Raw genomic sequence first — 24,523 nt, 5'->3', positions numbered from 1 at the left:
TAAAACTTAAAAACAGGAGGCTGAGCCTCCTGTTTTAGTTTTGCTTAAAAATATCCCAGTTTTTTTGATATTTGAGCCGTCAGCTCAACCAGTCTGTCACCTATTTTCTTCCTGACTTCCTTGGTCATTCTCGAGTTAGGCCCCGAAACACTTATTGCATAGTTGGCTCTTCCTGTATGATCCCTGATAGGCGCACCTACACATGTAAGTCCATTTTCATATTCCTGCAGATCTTCTGCATAACCACTGTCTCTTGCAGACTGTATCTGAAGCCTTATAGCCTCCCTGTCCGTCAGAGTGTTTTCCGTAAACTTCACAAGCCTCACATTTTTCAATATATTCTTAATTTCATCATCGGACAATGTTGACATCATTGCCTTTCCAACAGCAGTAATATACATGGGCAACCTGGTTCCTTCTTCTGTACTGATTCTCATTGAATGAGGGCTGTCCTTCTTGTCCAGATATATAACTAGAAGGTCATTCCTGGCAACAAGGTTTACAGTCTCTGAAAATTCATCTACAAGCATCTGCAGATATGGCTCGCAGATTTTTCTAATATTGGAATTCACCATTGTTCCCAATCTGAAAAGTTCCATTCCCAGCCTGTACCTTCCCGAATTTGCATCCTTGGACAAAAGCCCTGCCTTCTCAAGTGTTGAAATAAGGTTGAAAGCGGTGCTCTTATGAAGATTTGTAAGCTTGCTTATTTCTGTGACGCCCAGCTCCTCATTATGTTCAAAGCTTCTCAATATTTCTATAGCTCTGTCTACAGACTGAATTGTATTTCCTTCCTTACCCATATCCTCTCCTATATTATAACGAATTATTCCATATTATGGTACGTATATAATAACACAGTAGACTCTACAAATCAAGTCAAAGGATTTAACAATAAAAAATCCCGGCCTCGGCCGGGATTTCCATTTATTTCCTAGTACTGCATTTCCGCCATTCTCCTGTAGCTTTCGTATCTTTCCTTTGCGTCAGCTTCAGCCTTGGCAAAAAGTTCTTCAGCTATGTCAGGGAACTGCATTTGAAGTGAAGTGTATCTTACTTCGCTTTCAAGGAATTCTCTGAATGATGCAGTAGGCTCTTTAGAATCAAGAACGAAAGGATTCTTTCCTTCTTCTCTAAGAAGAGGATTGAACCTGTACAGGTGCCAGTATCCTGCTTCAACAGCATCTTTCTCTTTGGTCTGAGTCTTGCCCATACCAGCTTTTATTCCGTGGTTTACACATGGAGCGTAAGCCATGATCAATGATGGTCCGTTGTAGCTTTCTGCTTCAACCAATGCCTTCATGAACTGGTTCTTGTTTGCTCCCATTGCAACCTGAGCTACATATACGTAACCGTACGTTGCAGCGATCATACCAAGGTCTTTCTTCTTAACATTCTTTCCTGCTGCAGCAAACTTGGCAGTTGCAGCTGTTGGTGTAGCCTTTGAAGACTGTCCACCAGTGTTTGAGTAAACCTCTGTATCGAATACAAGTACGTTCACATCTTCTCCACTTGCAAGCACGTGGTCAAGTCCGCCGTAACCTATATCGTATGACCATCCGTCTCCACCAAGTATCCATACGGATTTCTTGATCAGGTAATCTTTTCTGTCGAGGATATTTTGAACCTCTTTCTTGCAGTCTTCACATGGTGAAAGCTTAGTAAGAAGGTCAAGAACTGTTGCAGATGCTTCTTTAGAAGCTTCTCCATCATTCATTGTGTCAATCCAAGCCTTGAATGCTTCCTTGATTTCAGCACTGAATTCATCCTTGGCTATAAGAGCTTCCATGTTCACCTTGATGTTTTCTCTCATTTGCTTGACGCCCATTGCCATTCCGTATCCGTACTCGGCATTGTCTTCAAACAGTGAGTTTGCCCATGCAGGACCTTTGCCCTTTGCATCTGTAGTATAAACTGTAGAAGGAGCAGATCCACCCCAGATTGAAGAACATCCTGTAGCGTTTGCGATGATCATTCTGTCTCCGTAAAGTTGAGTTACTGCTTTTGCATACGGAGTCTCTCCACATCCTGCACAAGCTCCTGAGAACTCAAGGTATGGGAATGCGAACTGGCTTCCCTTAACAGATTTCTTGTCCATAAGATCATCTTTAACTGTTACATTTTCTATAGCGTAATCCCAGTTTGGAACTTCTTTCTCAGTTTGAGTTCCGATTGGCTTCATTACGATTGCCTTGTTCTTTGAAGGACAGATGTCAACACAGTTTCCACATCCTGTACAGTCAAGTGCAGATACCTGTATTCTGTACTCAAGTCCTTCGAAGCCTTTACCCATTGCTTTCTTTGTTTCGAAAGTTTCAGGTGCGTTGGCTTTTTCTTCTTCGTTTAGAAGGAAAGGTCTGATAGCAGCGTGAGGACAAACAAATGCACACTGGTTACACTGGATACAGTCTGCAACCTGCCATTCAGGCACGTTTACAGCTATACCTCTCTTCTCGTAAGCAGCAGTTCCCTGAGGGAATGTACCGTCTTCTCTTCCTACAAACTTGCTTACAGGAATAGAGTCTCCTTCTTGCGCATTTACAGGCTCAAGTATTTCCTTGATGAACTCAGGCTTGTTTGTGTCCACAACTGCAGCAGTAGCTTCAGCAGATGCCCATGAAGCAGGAACTTCAACTTTTACAAGTCCGGATATACCCTGCTTAACAGCCTCAACGTTCATGTTGACTACCTTCTCACCTTTTTTACCGTATGATTTCTCGATAGCCTTGTTGAGGTATCCAACAGCTTCATCAACAGGTATAACTTCTGCAAGCTTGAAGAATGCAGACTGCATTACCATGTTTGTCCTGTTTCCAAGACCGATTTCAGCAGCAATCTTAGTTGCGTTTATTGTATAGAACTGAACATCATTGTCGGCGATGGCCTTCTTAAGTTCTCCCGGAAGATTTGCTTCCAGCTCTTCAGCATTCCAAAGAGTGTTGAGAAGGAAAGTTCCACCTTTTTTGATGCCTTTAAGAAGGTCATACTTGTCAACGTAAGACTGCTGTGCACAAGAAATGAAATCAGCCTTGTTGATAAGGTATGTCGATCTTATTGGATTGTCACCGAATCTCAAGTGAGATGCAGTTACACCACCAGATTTTTTAGAGTCATATGAGAAATAACCTTGTGCATACTTGTCAGTATTGTCACCGATTATCTTTATTGCATTTTTATTTGCTCCAACTGTACCGTCTGAACCAAGTCCCCAGAACTTACAGCTTATAGTTCCTTTTGAAGCAACACTTATAGACTCTCCAATTGGAAGAGACCTGAATGTTACATCATCAACTATACCAACTGTGAATCTGTCTTTAGGTTCGTCAGCAGCAAGATTGTCAAATACGGATTTTATGTGAGAAGGAAGTGTATCCTTTGATCCAAGTCCGTATATTCCACCAACTATTAATGGTTTTTCTTCCTTGTCATAGAACATTGACTTGATGTCAAGGTAAAGAGGCTCGCCAAGTGAACCAGGCTCTTTAGTTCTATCAAGAACAGCAATTTTCTTAACTGTCTCAGGAAGTACATCGAAGAAATATTTTTCTGAGAAAGGTCTGTAAAGGTGTACTTTAACAACACCGACTTTTTCTCCCTGATCTACAAGGTAGTCAATTGTCTCTTCAATTGTTTCTGTTACAGATCCCATTGCAATTATTACTTTGTCGGCATCTGGCGCTCCATAGTAGTTGAACGGCTTGTAAGTTCTTCCTGTCACCTTGCTTATGTCTTCCATGTAAGCTGCTACAGTTTCCGGAAGATTGTCGTAGAAGCTGTTTGAAGCTTCTTTCGCCTGGAAGAAGATGTCAGGGTTTTGAGCAGTACCTCTAGTTACAGGATGCTCTGGGTTCAATGCTCTGTCTCTGAATGCCTGAACAGCTTCAAAGTCAACAAGCTTTTCAAATTCACTGTAATCAATTACTTCTATTTTTTGAATTTCGTGTGAAGTTCTGAATCCGTCAAAGAAATGTACAAAAGGTACTCTTGACTTGATTGCAGTAAGATGCGCAACACCTGCAAGGTCCATAACTTCCTGAACACTTCCTGATGCCAGCATTGCAAATCCTGTTTGTCTTGCAGCCATAACATCAGAGTGGTCTCCGAATATTGACAATGCATGACTTGCTACAGCTCTTGCACTAACATGGAAAACACCCGGCAGTAATTCACCAGCTATCTTGTACATGTTTGGAATCATAAGCAATAATCCCTGTGATGCTGTAAATGTTGTTGTTAGGGCTCCTGTAGCCAGCGAACCGTGAACGGCTCCTGAAGCTCCACCCTCTGACTGTAATTCAGTCACCTTTACTTCTTGGCCAAAAATGTTTTTCTGACCTTTTGCAGCCCACTCATCTACGTGCTCAGCCATTGGTGATGACGGAGTTATTGGGTAGATAGCCGCTACGTCTGTGAAAGCATAGGAAACATAAGCTGCTGCCGTATTTCCATCCATACTTCTCATTGATTTTGCCATTTAAAACTAACCTCCTTGGTTATCTTGTATACAATATGCAGAACAGTTACAATTAAGTATAATATGTGCAGTTCCAATCGTCAATAGGGAAACATAATGTTTTTCGCATTTTCCTCCTTTATTTATTTAGCCAGGCATAAAAAAACCTATTTTAGCAAGTCAAAAGTTTTTTCCCTGCAATATGTTTTCCTAACTTCCATTGGTTAAAATTGTTTTTTGAAAGAAAAATTAAGTTTTTTTGATGTTTTATTTATTTAAAACCGAAAATCGCGTTTTAAATTAATTAGGCATTGAAACGATTTTCCCAGTCATATATGTGTCATGCAAGGAACACAAATCCACTTTCAAAGCAACCTCTTTTTCAACATTTGCTGTTTTCATGGATTCAATCCCTATGTCATATGTCTATTTCAAGAAGTACTATGTTCACTTTTAAAATACAATCCATATATTTTCAAGGACAATTTATGATTTCCGACACAAAACTACTTAAATAATTTATTTCGGATAACTCTTACATATTACCGCTGTTTATATTGTCCATAAATCTTTTGTTGTATTCCTCTTCTATTGAGTATCCCAGGAGCTTCTGTCTCAGATTCATGGCTGCAACCTCCACTATCATGGATGTATTTCTTCCTATTCTTACCGGAATTCTCGATTTTGGAATGTCAACTCCGAAAATATTCTCGTATTCACTGTCGAAGCCAAGCCTGTCATAAATCTGCTTCTGGTCCCATTCCTCAAGGTCAAGGATGAGTCCAAGCTTCTGCTTTATCTTTACAGATCCTACTCCGTACATGTATTTGATGTCGATTATCCCAACTCCCCTTATTTCAAGAAGGTGCCTGGTAAGGGGAGGAGATGTGCATTCTATGCTGTTGTCTATCATTCTCATTATTACGGCATCATCCGCTATAAGTCGGTGTCCCTTCTTGATGAGTTCAAGGGCCGTCTCACTTTTCCCTATGCCGCTTTGTCCTCTGATGAGTACACCCACTCCATACACCTCCATTAAGACTCCGTGTATGGTTTTTTCGGGGGCAAGCTTGTCCTCTATAAAGATTCCAAGGTCCCTGATAAGCTTGGTGGTTCTTTCAGGGCTCCTAAGAAGAGCTCTTCCATGTTTCTTTGCACAATAAACCATGGTGGGATCAACCTCCATCCCATTTCCCACTATTACCGCTGGTATGGGGTAGGCAAAAATCTTATTGAGCCTGTTGATCTTTATTCCACCGCTTAGGGTGCTGATATAATTCGATTCCGTCTTTCCAATTACCTGTATCCTTTCGTAGCTGAACATGTCAAAATACCCGGCCAGCTGCAGTCCCGGCCTGATAAGGTCCGCATTTTGCACATGGGCTTCCCTGCCCTCCGGCATAAATATCACTTCCAGGTCCAGACCCTCCACAATTTCCCTGATTGAAATCAATTTCATTTGACATTACCTTCCTTGTTAAAGAATTCAAATACATTTTTTGCCGCCTTGCTGTTCATCCGAGGTGCATTCTCAAGTTCATCAAGAGATGCCTTCTTTACTCCTTCTACGGAGCCAAAATGCTTAATGAGTTCAAGCTTCCTCTTTTCACCAATTCCTTCTATATTGTCCAAAACAGTTTTGAAGGTGTTCTTCTTTCGAAGATTTCTGTGGTAGCTTATTGCAAACCTGTGAACCTCATTCTGCATGGAGCTTATGAGACGATAGAGTTTGGTGTTTCTTAACAGCATTATTTCCTTGTTCTCATAAATAAGTCCCCTGGTGGCATGCTTGTCGTCTTTTACCATCCCAGCAACTGGAATCCTTAGACCATGATCCTTCAGCACTTCCTCTGCTATATTGACATGACCCTTGCCTCCGTCTACCAGTATAAGGTCCGGCAACTTTCCAAAGCCTTTCTTTTCCTCTGTCAGGCTGCTCTCCCTTAAACCCCTGTTAATTCTTCTCTCAAGCATCTCTTCCATGGAGCCATAGTCATCCTGACCCATTACTTCCTTGATTCTGAATCTTCTGTAGCTGCTCTTCTTGAACTCGCCTTCCTCCAGCACAACCATGGAGCCAACATTTTCCACGCCCTGTATGTTGGATATGTCGTAACCCTCAACCCTCAATGGAATATGCTCCAGTCCAATAAGTTCCGAAAGCTCCTCAAGGGCGTCATGGTTTTCTTTCCTTCTTACCTTTATCTTCTCTATATCCTTTTGAAGCTTTTCTTCAGCATTCTTCTTGACCATCTTCATGAGCATGCTTTTCTCACCCTTTACAGGAATCTTAAGCTCCACCTTGTTTCCTCTTTTTTCTCCAAGCCATTGGGATACAAGGTCCTGGTCCGTAATTTCAGTTTCAATATATATTTCCTTCGGAATGTATACAGTACCCGAATAGTACTGTTTGACAAAAGAGGATACAAGGTCCGAAGCATCGTCCTCCAGGTTTCTTGTCATAAGATAGTCTTCCTTTCCGACTACTTTTCCTCCTCTTATGAAGAATATCTGGACTATGGCATCACTTTCTCCAATGGCCAGCCCTATGACATCCATGTCCTTAAGGTTGGTATTGGTAATCTTCTGCTTGTCGGTGAGATTTCTTATAGCTGCTATCCTGTCCCTGTATTCTGCAGCATGTTCAAACTGCAGATTTTCAGAAGCCTCCAGCATCCTTTCTTCAAGAATATCTATAAGTCTGTCTTCCCTTCCATTAAGCAGCTGTAGAACTTCATCGATTCCTTTCCTGTACTCGTCACTGTCAACCTTGCCTATACAGGGTCCCTTGCACCTGTCTATATAGTAGTTCAGGCATGGTCTCGAATTTTCCTTCCCCGTCACTATCTTAAGACTGCAGTTTCTTATCTTGAATATATTCCTTATGCTTTCTATGGTCTGCTTGACGGCGTAGGCACTGGTATAGGGTCCGAAATACTTGCTTCCGTCCTTTTTAATCTGTCTTACCTTCATGACCCTTGGAAATTTTTCGCTGACTGTAACCTTTATATATGGATATTGCTTGTCATCCATAAGCATGGTATTGTATTTGGGCCTGTATTTCTTTATGAAATTGGCTTCAAGCATCAATGCTTCAAGTTCGGAATCCGTAATAATATATTCGAAGGAATCAATATTGGATATCATCTGCTGTATCTTGCCCGCATGGTTCCTCGACTGAAAATACTGCTTAACCCTCTTCTTCAGGTTCTTTGCCTTCCCAATGTATATTACTTCATCCTTCTTGTCCTTCATAAGGTAGATTCCAGGATTGTCAGGAATCTTCTTAAGCTCTTCCTTTATATCAAACATTCTTTCTCCCGGTAAGAAAAAGCTCCATATGATTTATATGGAGCTTTAGTACTAACTTTTGCAGCTAATTCTCGCAGCTTAGGAAAGTTGAAATATCAAAACGCCTTGAAGCATTGGTGTTTTGTTTAAAGTAAACTTTCCACGCGCCTTAAAAAATGATTGTGTTGTATCCAAGGGATTTTGCCTTTGCCAGCTTGTCCCTCAGCTTGTGGTAAAATGCTTCACAGCCTCCGCCTTCATATTCAAGAACGGCTCCGCTTAGTGTTATATTTTCACCTTCAATGGCTCGAACATCCAGATCAAGCTGGGTTCTCATCCTTTCTATGACTATCTTTGCTATGTTTATATCTACATTTGTAAGGAGCAGAAGGAACTCATCCCCTCCTGTTCTTGCAAGAGAGTCGATTTTCCTCATACTGTTCTTCAAGGCTTCCGATGTTTCCTCAAGAACCCTGTCTCCAATTTCAATCCCGTGATTCCTGTTTATTTCAGTAAATCCGTCAATATCCAAAAGGGCGACAGTGAATTTTTTTATTCCCTCATTTGCGGCAGCAGCCTCTTCCTTAAGAAGCTTCATTATGAACTGGTAATTGTATGCAAGTGTCATATTGTCAAGATTTGCCTTCTTTCTAAGTTCTTCGTTGATATAGTTGATTTCGCTGTCCTTTTCAAGAATATTCCTGTTGAATTCCTTCTTGTCCGTAATATCATCCATCACCAAATAGAAGCTGTTCTTCTCTATGCTTACTACATCAATGCTAAGATACTTATCAAACATGTTCATGTACTGTTCAATATGTTTTTTTCCAACATAAAGTGCAGCTTCACCAAGTATTTTAATCCAGTCGTATACGGATTCACTTATTGAAGGAAAAAGCTCCTTCATTGTCTTGTTGTAAAGCTCATAGTTGTTGTATCCTGTAATTTCCTTTATGCCTTTGTTGGCTTTTAATATTCTTATGTCTTTTATATTTGAATCATCATCCAAAACAAGGCCGCATTGCACTATGCCTACAGGCAGCACATCTATTACGGCCTGTGGAAGACTCAACAATTCTGTATTATCCATCCTATCACCCACTGATAAAATTATACAACTTTGGTATTCAATATTCAACAATTATAAGATTTTTTTGAGGTATTCCCCCGTATATGAACCTTTCACCTTGACCAGCTCCTCAGGAGTTCCCCTGGCGATTATAAGCCCTCCCTTGTCTCCACCTTCAGGCCCAAGATCAAGAATATAGTCTGCAGTCTTGATCACATCAAGGTTGTGCTCTATTACAACCACCGTATTGCCGCTTTCAACAAGCCTGTTGAGAACCTGTATAAGCTTGTGAACATCAGCCATGTGAAGTCCTGTAGTAGGTTCGTCAAGAATATACAATGTCTTGCCGGTACTCCTCTTGCTCAATTCCGACGCCAGCTTGATTCTCTGAGCCTCTCCACCGGACAGTTGTGTAGACGGCTGCCCAAGCTTTATGTATCCGAGCCCTACATCATTCATGGTCTTAAGCTTGTTCATTATGCCTGGTATGCTGTCGAAAAACTCCAGCGCTTCCTCAACTGACATATCAAGGACCTCGTTTATGTTCTTGCCCTTGTACTTGACCTCCAGCGTTTCCCTGTTGTACCTTTTACCCTTGCAGACTTCGCAGGGGACATAGACATCGGGAAGGAAGTGCATCTCTATCTTTATGATTCCATCTCCCTTGCAGGACTCACATCTTCCACCCTTGACATTGAAGGAGAACCTCCCCTTCTTATACCCTCTTGTCTTGGCTTCAAGAGTCATGGCGAAAAGATCCCTGATCTGGTCGAATACCTTGGTATAGGTTGCCGGATTGGACCTTGGAGTTCTTCCGATTGGTGACTGGTCTATATTTATTATCTTGTCTATGTTTTCAATTCCCAGTATTTCGTCATGCTTTCCGGGAACTACCCTGCTCTTGTGGAACTTCCTGTATATTCCCTTGTAAAGTATCTCGTTAATGAGGGAACTCTTTCCTGAACCAGAAACTCCTGTTATGCATGTAAAGGTTCCAAGCGGTATTTCCGCATCTATGTCCTTCAGGTTGTTCTGGGCGGCCCCCTTTACCGTTATGCTGCTGCCATTGCCCTTCCTTCTGGAGGAAGGAACCTCGATTTTTTTCTCCCCGCTCAGGTACTGTCCCGTAATCGATTCCTTGTTGCTTATTATTTCCTCAACAGTACCCTGGGCCACTATTTCACCGCCGTGTATTCCAGCTCCTGGTCCTATGTCAAGCACATGGTCCGCAGCATGTATTGTTTCCTCGTCATGTTCCACGATTATAAGTGTGTTTCCTATATCCGTAAGTCCCCTCAATGTTTCTATTAGCCTGCCGTTGTCCCTCTGGTGAAGACCTATGCTTGGCTCGTCAAGTACGTAAAGCACTCCAACCAGACTCGATCCAATCTGGGTAGCAAGTCTTATACGCTGGGATTCGCCTCCCGACAACGTTCCTGCATTTCTGCTCAGGGTAAGGTAATCAAGTCCGACATTGACCAGAAAACCAAGCCTTTCATTTATTTCCTTCAGTATCTGCTCCGCTATGAATGCCCTTCTGTCGTCAAGCTTAAGTTTTGAAAGAAAATCCAGTATCTTTCCTATGGCCATTGATGAAAGCTCGTGTATGTTCACTCCATCAATGGTGACCGCCAAGGCGTTTGGATTCAGCCTTGCCCCTTCACAGACATGGCATGGCTTCTCAACCATATAGCTTTCAATCCATTCTCTCATGTCGTGGGACCTTGTTTCCGAATATCTTCTTTCAAGATTGTTCACAACACCTTCGAACTCTTTTGTAAAAACCCTTCTTCCATTGAACTTGCTTTCAAAATCTACTGTTATCTTCCTTCTGCCCGTTCCATAAAGCAGCTCATCTATGAACTCCTTGGGCGCTTCCTTCAATGGCTTGTCTATGTCAAATCCGTGGTGGTCCGCAATTGCCTTGAATATCTGAAAATAGTAGCCGTTCTTGTCCGCTCCAAAAGGGGCAACTGCCCTTTCAGGTATTGAAAGGTCCATGTTGGGAAGTACAAGGTCAACACTTATCTCCTTGTTCACTCCGAGGCCGTTGCATGCATTGCACATTCCGAAGGGGCTGTTGAAGGAAAATATCCTTGGTGTTATTTCCCCTATGTTCATGTTGCAGTGTGTGCATGCAAACTCCGTACTGTAGAGCATGCCCTCGCCGTCTATCACATCTACATAGACCAGCCCTTCCGCCAGCTCAAGTGCGCTTTCCACGGAGTCCGTCAGTCTCTTTCCTATACCTTCCTTGATGATTATCCTGTCTATGACTATTTCTATATCGTGCTTGATGTTCTTGTCCAGTTTTATTTCATCTTCCAGCTCATGTGCTTCTCCGTCTATCCTTACCCTTACATAGCCTTCCTTTTTCATGGCTGCAAGAAGCTTGGCATGGGTGCCCTTCTGTCCTCTTACAACTGGAGCCATTATCTGAATTCTTGTCCTTTCCGGATATTCCATGACAGCATCAATTATCTGGTCTATTGACTGGGATGACACTTCCCTTCCGCAGTTGGGACAATGAGGCACTCCAACCCTAGCATAAAGAAGTCTAAGGTAGTCGTGGATTTCCGTTACAGTGCCCACAGTCGACCTTGGATTTCTGTTTGTCGTCTTCTGGTCGATGGATATGGCTGGAGAAAGTCCTTCAATATACTCAACATCCGGCTTTTCCATCTGCCCCAGAAACTGCCTGGCATAGGAAGACAGACTCTCCACATATCTTCTCTGACCCTCTGCATATATGGTGTCAAATGCAAGAGAAGACTTTCCCGATCCGCTTAGTCCCGTGAATACTATCATCTTGTCTCGTGGAATCTCCACATCTATGTTTTTAAGGTTGTGCTCTTTGGCACCTTTAACTACAATTTTGTTTTCCATATTTCCTCGTTTTTCTACTTATTTTATATTTAATTATACTTATTATGTTCTAAATTAATGTTACGATGCAAAATCACCTACATCAAATCTAATGAAGCTACACTAATTTTACATCATTATTTTGCTCAGTTTCTTCATCTTCTTGATTTCGTCCCTGATTGTTGCGGCTTTTTCGAATTCGAGGTTCCTGGCCGCTTCCATCATTTCCTCGTTGAGCTTGTCTATAAGCTTCAGAAGGTCCTTCTCGCTGTGTATCTCAACAGGCTTGCCGTCAACGATATATTCCTCTTCCTCCTCGGCTGCCGTAGTTGCCTCTATTACTTCTCTTACATTTTTAACTATTGACTGGGGAGTTATACCGTGCTCTTTATTGTACTCCTCCTGTATTCTTCTTCTTCTGTTGGTCTCGGATATGGCCCTGTCCATGGACCGCGTAATGCTGTCGGCGTACATTATGACACGGCCGTCAATATTCCTTGCTGCCCTTCCTATGGTCTGTATCAGTGAGGTCTCCGACCTGAAGAGACCCTCCTTGTCCGCGTCGAGAATGGCAACAAGAGAAACCTCAGGCAGGTCAAGACCCTCCCTTAGGAGGTTTATACCTATGAGTACGTCAAACTTACCGAGTCTCAGATCCCTTAGAATCTCCATCCGCTCGATGGTATCTATGTCGGAGTGGAGATACCTTACATTAATGCCCACATCCTTGAAATAGAAGGTAAGGTCTTCCGACATCCTCTTGGTAAGGGTTGTTACAAGAACCCTCTGGTCCTTCTCCACTGTTTTTCTTATTTCATTTATCAGGTCGTCTATTTGACCATCAACAGGCTTGACAGTTATTTCAGGATCTATGAGTCCCGTAGGCCTTATAATCTGTTCGGCGGTATTTTCGGAATGTTCGTACTCGTAAGGTCCGGGAGTGGCACTGACGAACACGACAGTGTTTATCTTGTTCTCAAACTCGGAAAACTGCAGGGGCCTGTTGTCGAGTGCCGACGGCAGCCTGAAACCAAAATCCACCAAAGTCTGCTTTCTGGCCCTGTCACCGTTGAACATTCCCCTTACCTGGGGTACCGTGACATGTGACTCGTCTATTATCATAAGGAAGTCATCTGGAAAATAGTCTATAAGTGTGTACGGCCTGGTTCCAGGAGGAAGATTGTTTATATGTCTTGAATAGTTTTCTATTCCGCTGCAGAATCCCATTTCCCTGAGCATCTCTATGTCGTATTTTGTCCTCTGTTCAAGGCGCTGGGCTTCCACAAGCTTGTTCTCGTCCCTGAATTCCTTCAGCCTCACAACCAGCTCCTCTCCTATGCTCCCTACGGCTCTCTGTATGTTTTCCTCAGTAGTTGCGTAGTGGGATGCAGGATAGATGGAGATATGCTTCCTTCTGCCGAGAATCTCCCCTGTTACGGAATTCACTTCCGTTATCCTTTCAACCTCGTCGCCGAAAAACTCAATCCTCACAGCCTCCTCTGAAGAAGATGCGGGGAATATTTCAAGTACGTCACCCCTGACCCTGAAAGTCCCACGGGTGAAGTTTATATCGTTTCTCTTGTACTGTATCTCAATAAGCTTGGTGATTATATCATCCCTGTCCCTTACCATTCCAGGCCTCAGGGATATGACGAGATCTTCATAGTCAACGGGACTGCCAAGTCCATATATGCATGATACTGAGGCTACTATTATTACATCCCTTCTTTCAAACAGGGCCGCAGTAGCCGAGTGCCTCAGCTTGTCTATTTCATCATTGACTGACGAATCCTTTTCTATATATGTGTCCGATGAAGGTACATAGGCTTCCGGCTGATAGTAGTCGTAGTAGCTTACGAAGTACTCCACTGCATTGTCGGGGAAGTATTCCTTCAACTCGGAGCACAGCTGTGCCGCAAGAGTCTTGTTGTGAGCTATTACAAGGGTTGGTCTTTGGACCTTCTCTATGATGTTTGCCATGGTGAAGGTCTTTCCTGATCCCGTAACTCCCAGAAGTGTCTGGAACTTCTTGTTTCCCATTATTCCATTTGCCAGCTTCTCAACAGCCTGGGGCTGGTCTCCCGTGGGCTTGTACTCGGATTTTATTTTAAATGTTCCTGTTTTTTCCATAAACTACCTCTTGATTCAACATAATAGCTTCTTCATTTAATTCAAGTCAGTCTCGATATCAAAAAATGATATAACTTGATTACTTATTATTATACTCTATTGCAGACTGTCATCCAAATAATATCAAGCATTATGGTGCAGTCATCCACCAAAGAGTCTGCCGAACTTTTGTTCGGGTGTGTTTCTATTCTACTTGCAATTCATCCATAAGTCAAGCCTATCACCGATACAACAATAATTAAAGTTAATATTAAGTAAAAACCCTCACTTCATTACTGTCATTAGCCCGTTTTACAAATCACCAAACAAGTATTACAATTATAATATAGACAACAAAATACAGTAAATGTAGATGAAAATATGCTGCTTGAATACTAAATAATCAACAATATTCAGAAAGGAGGATATCATGGCTGACATTAATATTGACGTTAGAGGAGAAACTTGTCCCGTTCCACTGGTAGAGATGCGAAAAGCCCACAGGAAGGCTTCTCCAGGAGACAGAATAATTATACGGGGCACCCACGCCGCATCAAAAAAAGAGATACCAATGGCGGCAGAAGCCTTGTCCGTCATTGTTGAAAGCATAGAAGAAAATGAAGATGAGTGGATAATAGTAATAAGGAAATAAGGAGGTTTCTTCATGAGTGAAAAAGCTACCATTATAGTACACAGCGGGGACATGGACAAACTCAACAGCTCCCTCATTGTCGCTAATGGAGCTCTTGCAATGGGTATGGAGGCATCCTTGTATTTTACATTTTGGGGATTGTTGAGACTGAAAAAAAACGGCTTGTCCCAGGGCCCATTGTCAAAAATGAATTTTCTTGGACTTGGAAAACTGATAATGAAAATGAGGATGAAAAAGAAAAATGTGGCACCGGTTGAAAGGCTCATGTCAGATTTCAAGGAACTTGGCGGAAAAGTCATCGCATGCGAAATGACAATGGAAATCATGGGAATAGAAAGGAAGGACATGGCTGAAGAACTGATAGATGAATATGGAGCCGTAGGCACATATATACAGGAAGCCAGGGATTCTTCCATAACCCTGTTCATATAGAGGTGAAAATATGGGAAGAAATATTTACATGGACAATTCAGCAGCAACAAGACTGGATGAAAAAGTACTGGAAGCAATGACTCCCTGGTTTTTTAACAACTATGCAGTTGCAACCTCGGAGTTCGGATATTCAATCGGCATAGAAGCCAAGGAGGCACTGGCAGAAGCCAGACTGATACTTGCCCAAAAGCTCGGCGCATCGAGTGAAGAATTCATATTCACATCCGGAAGCACGGAATCGTCAAACCTTGCCCTCAAGGGAGTTGCCAAGGCCCTGGGCGGCAAGAAGGGAAAGCATATGATAATATCAAAAATTGAAGACTATCCCGTTCTTCATTCTGCAAAGGAACTTGAACGGGAAGGATTCACAATCGACTACCTGGATGTGGACCAGTACGGGTTCGTGGATCTCCAGCAGCTTCGCAAACTTATCGGAGATGAAACTATACTGGTTTCCATACAACACGGCAACCAGGAAATCGGCACAGTTCAGGATCTGAAATCCATCGGTGAAATCTGCAGGGAAAAGGGAGTTCTCTTCCATACGGACGCAACTCATACCTTTACAAGAATGCCAATAAATGTGGATGAACTCAACCTGGACCTTGTCACTGTAAGCTCAAACACCATACACGGTCCAAAGGGTATAGGAGGACTTTACGTTCGGAAAAATACTGAAATCAGAAAAATCATGGATGGAGGATTCCAGGAATTCGACCTGAGGCCGGGTATAGAGAACATACCCGGTGCAATGGGCTTTGCAAAGGCTGTCCAGCTTGTTACGGATGAGGAGAATGAAAGACTCCAAACACTACGTGACAGAATAATCGAACTGGTATTTGACAGGATACCGGATGTAACCCTCAACGGTCATCCTGAAAAACGCACTCCCCAGAATGCAAACATAACATTCCATCATGTAGAGGGAGAATCCATTACCCTCCACATGGATATGTACGGCATCTCTGTCAGCACAGGTTCCGCCTGCTTCAGCAGGTCTCTTGAAGCCAGCCATGTCATAGCAGCAATAGGAGGAGACCACGAAAGAGCACATGGATCCATCAGATTCACCTTGGGAAGATACAACACCGGGGAAGATATAGATGAAACAGTCGATGCAATTGAGAAAATCGTTAATCAGCTGAGATTGATCAGCCCACTAAGCAATAAGGAGGTGTAAGAATGGCATTTCCATACAATGAAACAGTACTTGACCATTTCAAGAATCCAAGGAATGTAGGAAGAATTGAAAACCCCGACGGAAAAGCCACGGAAGGAAGTCCAGCCTGCGGTGACATGGTGTCCATATATTTGAGGGTAAATAATGATACCAAGGTCATAGAGGACATCAAGTTCGAATCATATGGCTGTGCATCCAATATTGCAACAGCATCAATAATTACAGAAATAGCAAAGGGAATGACAATAGATGAAGCAAAGAAAATAACATGGAAGGATGCATCGGAAGCACTGGGAGGACTTCCCCCAATCAAGGTCCACTGCTCTGTCCTTGCAGTTGAAGGACTTAGAAGTGCCATAAAGAATTACGAGGAAAAACACGGTCTTGTGGAAAACCTGGAACCTACTACTGTAGAAATAGTCAGAAACAGACTGCGAAGGGTCATGAACCCCATGAAGGGCCTTGACATGGTCGCCACGGATCTTATCAAAAAAGTAGAAGTCAATGAAGGAGTCATACATCTGGTAATCGACCTTCCAGAATCCCACCAGTTCTCCAATGTAATCAAGGAAGAAACAAGGGAGAAACTTGAAACCTTGTGGGATATAGATAAAATAGACATCGAATTCGCCGAGTGAGAAATTCTGAAATCATTGCATTTTCATCATATACCCTATATAATATCCTAAGTAATCATATGCGAAAGATAACAGGAAATACAGGAGAATACCATGAAATCACATACAGACTGCATATCATGCGTTGTAGCCAAGGCAAATTCGCTGGCTGACAAATACATTACAGACAAAAATAAAAAGCACGCATTCATGAAAAATGTACTTAAGGAAATAGTGGATATAGAATTCGAACGAACCGCTCCATATCTTGTAGCGAAAGTGATGAGGCTTCTTCGTGAAGAAACAGGCATCGAAGACATTTATTATGAAGAAAAACAGTTTTTCACCAAGAAACTAATGAAGTTGGAAGATGAAATAGAAAAGATAGTCGATACTTCGGAAGACAGGATACTCAACGGTCTTAAAATAGCCCTTGCCGGCAATATCATAGATTTCGGAGTCTTTGATGATGTAGATTATGAGTTTGTGAAAAAAGTAATCGATGAAGCATTCCATGTTCAGTTCAAGGAACAGACACTTTTGGACTTCAAGAAGTCACTTGAAAGGAGCAAAAAACTTCTCTATATAGGAGACAATACAGGAGAAATAGTATTCGACAAGATTTTCATAAAGAAAATCAGGGATGAATACCCTGACCTTGAAATACATTTTGCAGTAAGGGGCGAACCCATCCTCAACGATTCCACCTCGGAAGATGCATTGATGGTGGGAATGGATAAATACGCGAAAATACTCAGCAGCGGCTCGGACCTTCCTGGAACGGACCTTCTTGAGGTTTCCGATGAATTCAGAAGAATTTTCGATGAATCCGACCTGGTACTTTCAAAGGGTCAGGGAAATTTTGAATCACTGCCTGGCTGCTGCCACAACGTCTACTATCTCCTTTTGTGCAAATGCGATCTTCTAACCAGACAACTAAGCTGCGATAAGCTGTCACCTGTTTTCATGCACGAGGATGATGCTGCAAATATATTCTAAAAAAATCCTGAGTCCGTAATGGATTCAGGATTTTCATCATTTATATATACCTTATATTATTTTTCTCTATCATGCTTATGGACAACCTGTTCCTTCCCTGCTCCTTGGCAAGGTAAAGCTCCCTGTCCGCTTCATCAATAATTCTGTTTACATTGTTCATGTCAACAATGCCAGTCTTGCCTCCAAGGCTCACAGTAACGTGGCTGCTGTCTTCTTCCTTGGAATATGAAAGCTTTAATGCTTCAACCGCCTGCCTGACATATTCTCCCTTTTCAACAGCTTCCTCGAAACTTTCAACCTTAATATAGAGCAAAAACTCCTCGCCTCCAAATCTTCCCGCGAAATAATTCTCATAAGGCAGATTCTTCAAGCAATTTGAAATCTTTTTTAGACACACATCTCCCTGTATATGCCCCCAGGAATCATTGTATTTCTTGAAAAAATCAATGTCGATTATAAAGATGGCACATGTTTCATCACATATTTCCCCAAGAACCTTCGAAAACATGCTGCGTATTCCTCTCCTGTTGTAAAGCTTGGTCAACTCATCTATAAGGGTCTCTTTTACAAGGTTGGCGTTCTGCGCCTTAATCCTTTCCAACTCTACAGCCGATTCGTCAACCTCTCTCTTCAGCTTTTCACTCAGGGCCTTGAACTTGTCATTCTCACTTTTTTCCCTGAAATAGTCGAATTCGATTGAAATGATTTCAAGTTTCTTTGCAAGGTTTGTAGCTTCAAGCTCCTTTTCCTTCAAATGGTAGGATTTAAAATATTCAAGGGCATGCTTGTATTCATGGTTCCTTTCATAATACTCGGCCAGAAGCTTATACACACTGCTGACCTTGGATTCCAAACCCATCTCCAGGGCATTGTTCAAAGCTTCCCTAAGGTTGTTGACGGGACTTGTTCCCATGGTTTCATCAAGCTCCGCCATGTTTATGAGCAATTCTACCAGATAGAACTTGTTGTTGACCTTGTTGTATTTAGTCAGAGCAGAAAAATAGTAGTCCTGGGCTTTCTGATAATCCCCTCTGTTACACATTGCCTTGCCAAGCTTAGTCTCGGCTTCACCCTGTATTATGACACTCCTGCTTGTCTTTGCTATTGCATAGGATTTCTTTATGCACTCCATGGATTCTTCATTTCGATTATCAAGACCAAAGACTTCTCCCAGGTTCAGATAAATTGAAGAAATATTGTTCCTTAAGTCAAACTCTATGGATATATCAAGTGCATCCTCGAAATATTCAATGGCTCTATCATATTGACCTGCTTCCCGGTATATTTCTCCAATATTGTTGAGTATTGAAGCCTTGAGATTCATATTTTCATGATATTCCAGATCTTCAAGAGCCTGCGAGAAATTTTCAAGTGCAGTTGAATAATCCCCAAAGTAAAAATAGATTATACCTATGATATTCCTTACTTTTATTATACCGTCAATATGATTGTTTTCCTTGAAAATATCAAGAGCTTTCAATGCATAGTCAAGGCCGTTTGAATAGTCTGACATCACTCTGCAGGCATAGGCCATCTTAAAGCAAGCCATCCCCTTTTCGATTTCAAGGCCATATCTCTCAGCCAGTTCATAAGCCTTGACAGCCAGATCATAAGATTTCCTTGGATTCTCCAAAGCAAGGTCCTTTGATTCAGAAAGCATTGTCCTGATTTTGTTAACCATAACCGTCCCCCCAATACTTCAACTTTCTTACGCTACAAGAACTAAATATACCTTAATATCTATTCATTATAACACAAATTATTCAGTTTGGCATTTTTTTCGCAAAATTTGTATAACCAACAATTATCAGGAATTAATTTTACACAATTTTCCATTGACAGACGTTCTACCGCAGTGGTATACTTCAAACAACCGATGATGTGGAAGTAAAACCAAAAGCGCACTTACAGCAAGCCGGGGATGATGTAAGCCCGACAGAAAGCGAATTGGACAAATGGACCACTGAGGGCGCAGTGAAAGGATTATCCGAGTATTCTGCGACGCAACGCCAGCGTTAAAGGGTGAAGAATGTGATGGCATTCTATTGAGGGGACTGTTTCGGCATATGCCGGACTGGTCAATTAAGGTGGTACCGCAGATAATACATCTGTCCTTTATACAGGACAGGTGTTTTTTTATGCATCGAAAGACCCTCCTAACCATCAAAACAAAAACTAAATTGAAAAGGAAGGTAAGAAGAATGAAAAAATTAGTATCAATTCTGCTCATTATCGCCTTGATGATGGGAATGGCCGGATGCGGCGCCAAGGAAACAGAGGAAGCAACAAGCGAAAAAATCCAGGTGGGAATCATCCAGATTGTTGACAACGGGGCTTTTGAAGACATGAGAAACGGCTTTATGGCAAGACTCGAGGAACTTGGATATACAGAGGACATGATAGAGTTCGACTACAAAAATGCCCAGGGAGACATGACGAACCTGAACTCCATATGCCAGGAAATGGTGAACAGAGACGTTGACCTCATTGCAGCTATAGCAACACCTGCAGCCCAGGCAATTGTAAACATGGAAACAGATATTCCAGTTATATTCATCTCTCTTTCTAATCCGTTGGCTGCAGGGGTAATAACAGATATGGAAAAACCTGACAAGAACGCAACAGGAACATCCAATGCAATTCCAATAAGTGAGATTTTCGAACTTTCAGACAGGCTTACACCTGGAAAGACAACATACGGCATGCTCTACAACACTGGTGAGGTCAACTCTGTAAATACAATAAAAAATGCCAAGGAATACCTTGATTCAAGAGGTCTAAGCTATGTTGAAAAGACAGTAGCCAACTCTTCAGAGGTACAGCAGGCTGCACAGTCTCTTGTCGACCAGGTTGACGCAATCTTCATACCAAACGACAGCGTAATCCAAAGTGCAATGCCTCAGGTTGCAGAAGCCGCCAAGGAAGCTGGAATCCCTGTATACGGAAGTTCTGCAGTAATGGTTGCATCGGGAGCATTTGCTACAATAAGCATAGACGATGTACAGATAGGCGCAATATCCGCAGACATGGCCGACAAGGTGCTCAAGGGAACACCTATCAGCGAAATACCTGCGATAGTGGTATCAGACTTCACTACAGTAATCAATACAAAAACGGCTGAAGTGATTGGAGTGGAACTTTCTCAGGACATCCTGGATGCAGCCGTTCTTATAGAGGAATAACAGGAGGAAGAAGAAATGACTTTAGCGATCGGCTCCCTTCATCTGGGACTGATATATGGATTGATGGCTCTTGGAATATATATTTCCTTCAAGCTTCTTGACATACCCGACCTGACGGCAGACGGAAGCTTCACCCTTGGACTGGCTGTTTCTGCAGTAATGACAACTGCAGGTCATCCATTCCTGGCCTTGCTTGCAGCAGTAGTTGCAGGATGCATTGCCGGAAGCATCACAGGATTCCTCCAGACAAAGATGAAGATACATCCCATACTTGCCAGTATAATCACAATGAGTGGATTGTATTCCGTCAACCTGTTCATAATGGGTGCCAGCTCAAACGTATCCCTCATAGGCAAGGACACCATGTTTACAATAATCCGAAGCAGCCTGCAGGGAATTGACTACAATTTAATAAAGTCGGCCATTGCCATATTCATGAGCCTTGCCATCTGGGGACTTCTGTCATTGTTCTTCAAGACATATATAGGTCTGAGCATACGCGCAACGGGAAACAACGAGGACATGGTACGATCATCGTCAATCAACGTCGATGTAGTAAAGACCATAGCACTGGCAATATCAAACGGATGCATAGCCCTCTCGGGAGCTGTTATTTCACAGTTCCAGGGATATGCGGATATCAGTTCCGGAGTGGGAATACTGGTCATAGGTCTGGCATCCGTAATAATCGGGGAAGTTTTCATGGGACACAGATCCGTAACATTGGGTCTTCTTTCTGCCATCATCGGCTCCACCATCTACAGGCTAATAATAGCTCTGGCCCTTAGCTCCAATGTATTCCCGGCATACGGTCTGAAACTTGTTTCGGCTGTAATTGTCGGAATCGCACTTTCCATCCCTGCCATCAAGGAACATATGGAATTCTACAGGACGAGAAGGGAGGACAGAAAGAATGCTTAAGATGACAAATATAACAAAAACATTCTCTAAAAACACTGCCAATGAACATACCGCACTGGACAACTTGAATCTCTATCTTGAAAAGGGAGATTTTGTTACGGTAATCGGTTCAAATGGAGCAGGTAAATCCACTTTGATGAATGCAATAAGCGGATCCTTCTGGCTTGACAACGGCAAAATCGAGCTGGATGGAAAGAACATAACATACATGAGGGAGCACAACCGTGCAAAGACAATAGGAAGACTCTTTCAAGATCCCATGAAGGGTACCGCTCCGGATCTTACCATTGAGGAAAATCTGGCACTGGCATATTCGGGCAGCAAAAGAAGAAGTCTCAATCTTGCAATAAGAAAGTCTGACAGGGACTATTTCAAGACAGCTCTTGAGGAATTTGGAATGGGACTTGAAAACAGGATGAAGACAAAGATAGGATTATTGTCAGGAGGACAGCGTCAGGCTGTAACCCTTCTAATGTCTTCAATAGCTTCGCCAAAACTTCTTCTTCTGGATGAGCATACAGCTGCTCTGGATCCTGCAGCTGCAAAGAAAGTGCTGGAAATAACAAGAAAAATTGTGGAAAAGAACGGATTGACAACCCTCATGATTACCCACAATATCAATCAAGCTCTGAAAATGGGCAACAGGACCATAATGATGAACGCCGGAAAGATAATGCTTGATATTTCAGGAGAGGAAAGGTCTAACATGACCGTATCAAAGCTTGTGGAAATGTACTCTGTAAAAAGCCACAAGGAGCTTGACAACGACAGGATGCTTCTCTCCAGGGACAGCTAGAAAAAAATATAGAAAAAAACTGGACTCCAATTGGAATCCAGTTTTTTTCTATTCAAGCAGTTCATTTATTATTGACTTCACTTCGCTGAAAAGTACATTATTCTCCTCACAGGCATCTCTTATGGACAGGTTGACATTCTCTATCTCAAAGCCGACAATCTCCTCTATCCTTTCCTTCTCAATCCCCCATGAAATGACATCTGCAAAGGTAGTATTACCCTTCACCTCCATAACCACTTCATCGTTGGAATCGGAAGTCTCTTCGGAGTGTTCTTCTGTCCCTTCAATCACAACAGACTCGCCGGAATCCACATCAATTACATGACCTTCAAGCAGAGATTCCATCTCTGTTGTCCATTTCCCTTCCCTTTTTAGCACATCCACTGCAGTGCTGGGAAGATATTCTATATCTCCATAAGGAAGTCCCGTATAGAATGCAACAAACATCTTTATGGCTCCCGTTCCAATCTCTGTATCTTCATCCAGGTATCCGAAAACTGTTTCAAGATCCTTGGCCTTCACACTGCATGGATCGTCGGTCTTAATATTGAATGCCTCTGCAATGAGTTCAGCCTTTATCCCAAAGGCATCCTCAATGTCGCAGAATGTATAGGAACCTCTTATATCTTCTGGATCGTATTGTCCCTCAAATTCGCCTTCACTGAACTTCACAGGTTCCTTTGTGGATTCCGTTATCCATACTCCGGTCAGTTTTGCTCCAGCTATTCCTACAACAAGTATCAATACAAAGCTTATCAACAACGTTTTACTGTTAATCTTCATTCCCACACCCCCTACATCTTCATCTCAACAGTGTCTTCCACAGGACAGACTGCATCGGATGTACATTCTCCACAGCTAATGCACTGGTGATTCCTTACAACTTCCTTATCAGACACTTTGATATTCATTGGGCACGCACGGTCGCAAGCCTTACAATCTATGCAGGTTTCGCTTTTTCTTCTTATCTTGAATATCCTGATGAAGTTTGTAAGCCCCATGAGTGCTCCAAAGGGACAGAAATACTTGCACCACGGTCTTTCAACAAGCAGTGACAACACAAGGGTTGCAATCAGTGCCACTATTCCTCCAACCACTGCTTCTTCCGACCAGAAATTGAACAATGCATAATAGGGGTCTATGTTGAGGAACATTAGCTTCAGCGAATTTGTCGTAACATATACTGTAAAAATCAACACGAAATATCTTACGTACCTAAGCTTGCTGTCTATACTGTAAGGAATTATCTTGTTGTGCTTCTTGAAAACCCTTTTGCCTATCTTGCCAATCCATTCCTGTATGCTTCCCAAAGGACATGCATAGCTGCATACGACAGGTCCGAAAAGCACTCCGGCAAACAAAATTATTCCAAGCATTACCAATGATGAAGGATGGATTTTCTGCACGAAAACCCCGTACTTCAAAAGAGCTACAAAGGTTGCAACTCCTCCGTAAGGACAGATTGCATGCAGTGACATGGAACCAATGAAAGGCAGTCCATCTCCTGATTCTGCAAGATAATGGTTCATGGTTATAAGTGCTACAAGTGCAAAAAAGAAAATCTGGCTTATGAGTCTGTAATTGATTTTTTTCTTCATGTTTCATCTCCTCCGACTATTATTCATTTTTCATAATACAGGTCTTTTGTGACAAACATGTGGCAATTCGCAAAAATTCTTAAACCAAATCAAATGAATCAATATTTGCTACTTATAGATTACCCCTTTTTTGCAATATTAGCAACTTGTTTCATTTCAACAATACTGTCAACAGTAACTCCACAATTTTCCGCTATTTTCCACAGCATGTCACCTTACTGAACAGTATAAGTAGCTGCAAAAGCTGTTGTTGTAAGTAACGAAACTACAACAATAATTGCTAAAATCATACTAATGCTTCTTTTCATCAAATATACCTCACTTTTATTTTTGTCAGGCAAATTATACTTCGCTATTGT

Annotated in this window: 18 protein-coding genes; 8 read left to right on the top strand and 10 right to left on the bottom strand. The window is 42.2% G+C overall.

Features of this window, described 5'->3' with window-relative positions:
• Window positions 1-44 precede the first annotated feature (44 nt).
• The 7 genes from BUB05_RS06895 to uvrB form a co-directional block, all read right to left on the bottom strand.
• Window positions 45-803 carry an IclR family transcriptional regulator gene (locus BUB05_RS06895; protein ID WP_073048859.1) on the bottom strand — a complete coding sequence of 253 codons (759 nt, stop codon included), beginning with the start codon at window positions 801-803 and terminating at the stop codon, window positions 45-47.
• A 131-nt stretch (window positions 804-934) separates the two neighbouring features.
• Window positions 935-4,474 (bottom strand): pyruvate:ferredoxin (flavodoxin) oxidoreductase, encoded by a 3,540-nt coding sequence (nifJ, locus tag BUB05_RS06890; RefSeq protein WP_073048858.1) that lies wholly within the window; start codon window positions 4,472-4,474, stop codon window positions 935-937.
• Window positions 4,475-4,988: 514 nt separating this feature from the next.
• On the bottom strand, window positions 4,989-5,912 hold the full coding sequence (hprK, locus tag BUB05_RS06885; protein ID WP_073048857.1) for an HPr(Ser) kinase/phosphatase: 924 nt from the start codon (window positions 5,910-5,912) through the stop codon (window positions 4,989-4,991).
• Window positions 5,909-7,765, bottom strand: coding sequence for an excinuclease ABC subunit UvrC (uvrC, locus tag BUB05_RS06880; RefSeq protein WP_073048856.1), 1,857 nt, complete (start codon window positions 7,763-7,765; stop codon window positions 5,909-5,911). Before uvrC ends, hprK begins: the two co-directional genes overlap by 4 nt.
• Window positions 7,766-7,913: 148 nt before the next feature.
• Window positions 7,914-8,834, bottom strand: coding sequence for a GGDEF domain-containing protein (locus BUB05_RS06875; RefSeq protein ID WP_073048855.1), 921 nt, complete (start codon window positions 8,832-8,834; stop codon window positions 7,914-7,916).
• A gap of 51 nt (window positions 8,835-8,885) precedes the next feature.
• Complete coding sequence (uvrA, locus tag BUB05_RS06870; RefSeq protein WP_073048854.1) at window positions 8,886-11,699, bottom strand: excinuclease ABC subunit UvrA; 2,814 nt, start codon at window positions 11,697-11,699, stop codon at window positions 8,886-8,888.
• 108 nt (window positions 11,700-11,807) lie between these two features.
• Complete coding sequence (gene uvrB, locus BUB05_RS06865; protein WP_073048853.1) at window positions 11,808-13,808, bottom strand: excinuclease ABC subunit UvrB; 2,001 nt, start codon at window positions 13,806-13,808, stop codon at window positions 11,808-11,810.
• A gap of 409 nt (window positions 13,809-14,217) precedes the next feature.
• Between uvrB and BUB05_RS06860 the strand changes: the two genes are divergently transcribed.
• The 5 genes from BUB05_RS06860 to BUB05_RS06840 all read left to right on the top strand — a co-directional run bounded on the left by BUB05_RS06860 (window position 14,218) and on the right by BUB05_RS06840 (window position 17,667).
• Window positions 14,218-14,439: a sulfurtransferase TusA family protein gene (locus BUB05_RS06860; RefSeq protein ID WP_073048852.1), complete on the top strand. Its 222-nt coding sequence runs from the start codon at window positions 14,218-14,220 to the stop codon at window positions 14,437-14,439.
• Window positions 14,440-14,451: 12 nt separating this feature from the next.
• Entirely contained in the window at window positions 14,452-14,871 is a 420-nt protein-coding gene (locus BUB05_RS06855; protein WP_073048851.1) for a DsrE/DsrF/DrsH-like family protein, read from the top strand.
• Between the two features lie 10 nt (window positions 14,872-14,881).
• The gene (locus tag BUB05_RS06850; RefSeq protein WP_073048850.1) at window positions 14,882-16,051 is read left to right on the top strand and encodes a cysteine desulfurase family protein; all 1,170 of its coding nucleotides are present in this window, start codon (window positions 14,882-14,884) and stop codon (window positions 16,049-16,051) included.
• Window positions 16,052-16,053: 2 nt separating this feature from the next.
• Window positions 16,054-16,689 (top strand): iron-sulfur cluster assembly scaffold protein, encoded by a 636-nt coding sequence (locus tag BUB05_RS06845; RefSeq protein WP_073048849.1) that lies wholly within the window; start codon window positions 16,054-16,056, stop codon window positions 16,687-16,689.
• A gap of 93 nt (window positions 16,690-16,782) precedes the next feature.
• Entirely contained in the window at window positions 16,783-17,667 is an 885-nt protein-coding gene (locus BUB05_RS06840) for a damage-control phosphatase ARMT1 family protein (RefSeq protein ID WP_073048848.1), read from the top strand.
• A 40-nt stretch (window positions 17,668-17,707) separates the two neighbouring features.
• Here BUB05_RS06840 and BUB05_RS06835 read toward each other — a convergent pair whose 3' ends face one another.
• Window positions 17,708-19,348, bottom strand: coding sequence for a GGDEF domain-containing protein (locus tag BUB05_RS06835; protein ID WP_073048847.1), 1,641 nt, complete (start codon window positions 19,346-19,348; stop codon window positions 17,708-17,710).
• 520 nt (window positions 19,349-19,868) lie between these two features.
• Here BUB05_RS06835 and BUB05_RS06830 point away from each other — a divergent pair.
• Genes BUB05_RS06830 through BUB05_RS06820 form a run of 3 tightly spaced genes read left to right on the top strand, consistent with a single transcriptional unit; the run spans window position 19,869 to window position 22,566 of the window.
• Window positions 19,869-20,849, top strand: coding sequence for an ABC transporter substrate-binding protein (locus BUB05_RS06830; protein ID WP_073048846.1), 981 nt, complete (start codon window positions 19,869-19,871; stop codon window positions 20,847-20,849).
• Between the two features lie 15 nt (window positions 20,850-20,864).
• On the top strand, window positions 20,865-21,770 hold the full coding sequence (locus tag BUB05_RS06825; protein ID WP_073048845.1) for an ABC transporter permease: 906 nt from the start codon (window positions 20,865-20,867) through the stop codon (window positions 21,768-21,770).
• Window positions 21,763-22,566, top strand: a complete 804-nt coding sequence (locus BUB05_RS06820; RefSeq protein ID WP_073048844.1) for an ABC transporter ATP-binding protein — start codon at window positions 21,763-21,765, stop codon at window positions 22,564-22,566. Before BUB05_RS06825 ends, BUB05_RS06820 begins: the two co-directional genes overlap by 8 nt.
• Before the next feature lie 48 nt (window positions 22,567-22,614).
• Here the strand turns inward: BUB05_RS06820 and BUB05_RS06815 are convergent, their stop codons facing one another.
• Both BUB05_RS06815 and BUB05_RS06810 read right to left on the bottom strand, forming a co-directional pair.
• Complete coding sequence (locus BUB05_RS06815) at window positions 22,615-23,349, bottom strand: hypothetical protein (RefSeq protein WP_073048843.1); 735 nt, start codon at window positions 23,347-23,349, stop codon at window positions 22,615-22,617.
• Window positions 23,350-23,360: 11 nt separating this feature from the next.
• A complete protein-coding gene (locus BUB05_RS06810) occupies window positions 23,361-24,164 on the bottom strand; it encodes a 4Fe-4S binding protein (RefSeq protein WP_073048842.1) in 804 nt (267 codons plus the stop codon).
• Window positions 24,165-24,523 lie beyond the last annotated feature (359 nt).

Source organism: Dethiosulfatibacter aminovorans DSM 17477 (assembly GCF_900142005.1).
Classification (GTDB): Bacteria; Bacillota; Clostridia; order Tissierellales; family Dethiosulfatibacteraceae; genus Dethiosulfatibacter; species Dethiosulfatibacter aminovorans.
Note: the sequence above shows the minus strand (reverse complement) of the source record. Positions and strands in the feature narration are given on the sequence as shown.

Excerpts from the sequence above, each read along its gene's own strand:
- BUB05_RS06895 (WP_073048859.1), bottom strand. The coding sequence starts at position 803 with ATGGGTAAGGAAGGAAATACAATTCAGTCTGTAGACAGAGCTATAGAA.
- nifJ (WP_073048858.1), bottom strand. The coding sequence starts at position 4,474 with ATGGCAAAATCAATGAGAAGTATGGATGGAAATACGGCAGCAGCTTAT.
- hprK (WP_073048857.1), bottom strand. The coding sequence starts at position 5,912 with ATGAAATTGATTTCAATCAGGGAAATTGTGGAGGGTCTGGACCTGGAA.
- uvrC (WP_073048856.1), bottom strand. The coding sequence starts at position 7,765 with ATGTTTGATATAAAGGAAGAGCTTAAGAAGATTCCTGACAATCCTGGA.
- BUB05_RS06875 (WP_073048855.1), bottom strand. The coding sequence starts at position 8,834 with ATGGATAATACAGAATTGTTGAGTCTTCCACAGGCCGTAATAGATGTG.
- uvrA (WP_073048854.1), bottom strand. The coding sequence starts at position 11,699 with ATGGAAAACAAAATTGTAGTTAAAGGTGCCAAAGAGCACAACCTTAAA.
- uvrB (WP_073048853.1), bottom strand. The coding sequence starts at position 13,808 with ATGGAAAAAACAGGAACATTTAAAATAAAATCCGAGTACAAGCCCACG.
- BUB05_RS06860 (WP_073048852.1), top strand. The coding sequence starts at position 14,218 with ATGGCTGACATTAATATTGACGTTAGAGGAGAAACTTGTCCCGTTCCA.
- BUB05_RS06855 (WP_073048851.1), top strand. The coding sequence starts at position 14,452 with ATGAGTGAAAAAGCTACCATTATAGTACACAGCGGGGACATGGACAAA.
- BUB05_RS06850 (WP_073048850.1), top strand. The coding sequence starts at position 14,882 with ATGGGAAGAAATATTTACATGGACAATTCAGCAGCAACAAGACTGGAT.
- BUB05_RS06845 (WP_073048849.1), top strand. The coding sequence starts at position 16,054 with ATGGCATTTCCATACAATGAAACAGTACTTGACCATTTCAAGAATCCA.
- BUB05_RS06840 (WP_073048848.1), top strand. The coding sequence starts at position 16,783 with ATGAAATCACATACAGACTGCATATCATGCGTTGTAGCCAAGGCAAAT.
- BUB05_RS06835 (WP_073048847.1), bottom strand. The coding sequence starts at position 19,348 with ATGGTTAACAAAATCAGGACAATGCTTTCTGAATCAAAGGACCTTGCT.
- BUB05_RS06830 (WP_073048846.1), top strand. The coding sequence starts at position 19,869 with ATGAAAAAATTAGTATCAATTCTGCTCATTATCGCCTTGATGATGGGA.
- BUB05_RS06825 (WP_073048845.1), top strand. The coding sequence starts at position 20,865 with ATGACTTTAGCGATCGGCTCCCTTCATCTGGGACTGATATATGGATTG.
- BUB05_RS06820 (WP_073048844.1), top strand. The coding sequence starts at position 21,763 with ATGCTTAAGATGACAAATATAACAAAAACATTCTCTAAAAACACTGCC.
- BUB05_RS06815 (WP_073048843.1), bottom strand. The coding sequence starts at position 23,349 with ATGAAGATTAACAGTAAAACGTTGTTGATAAGCTTTGTATTGATACTT.
- BUB05_RS06810 (WP_073048842.1), bottom strand. The coding sequence starts at position 24,164 with ATGAAGAAAAAAATCAATTACAGACTCATAAGCCAGATTTTCTTTTTT.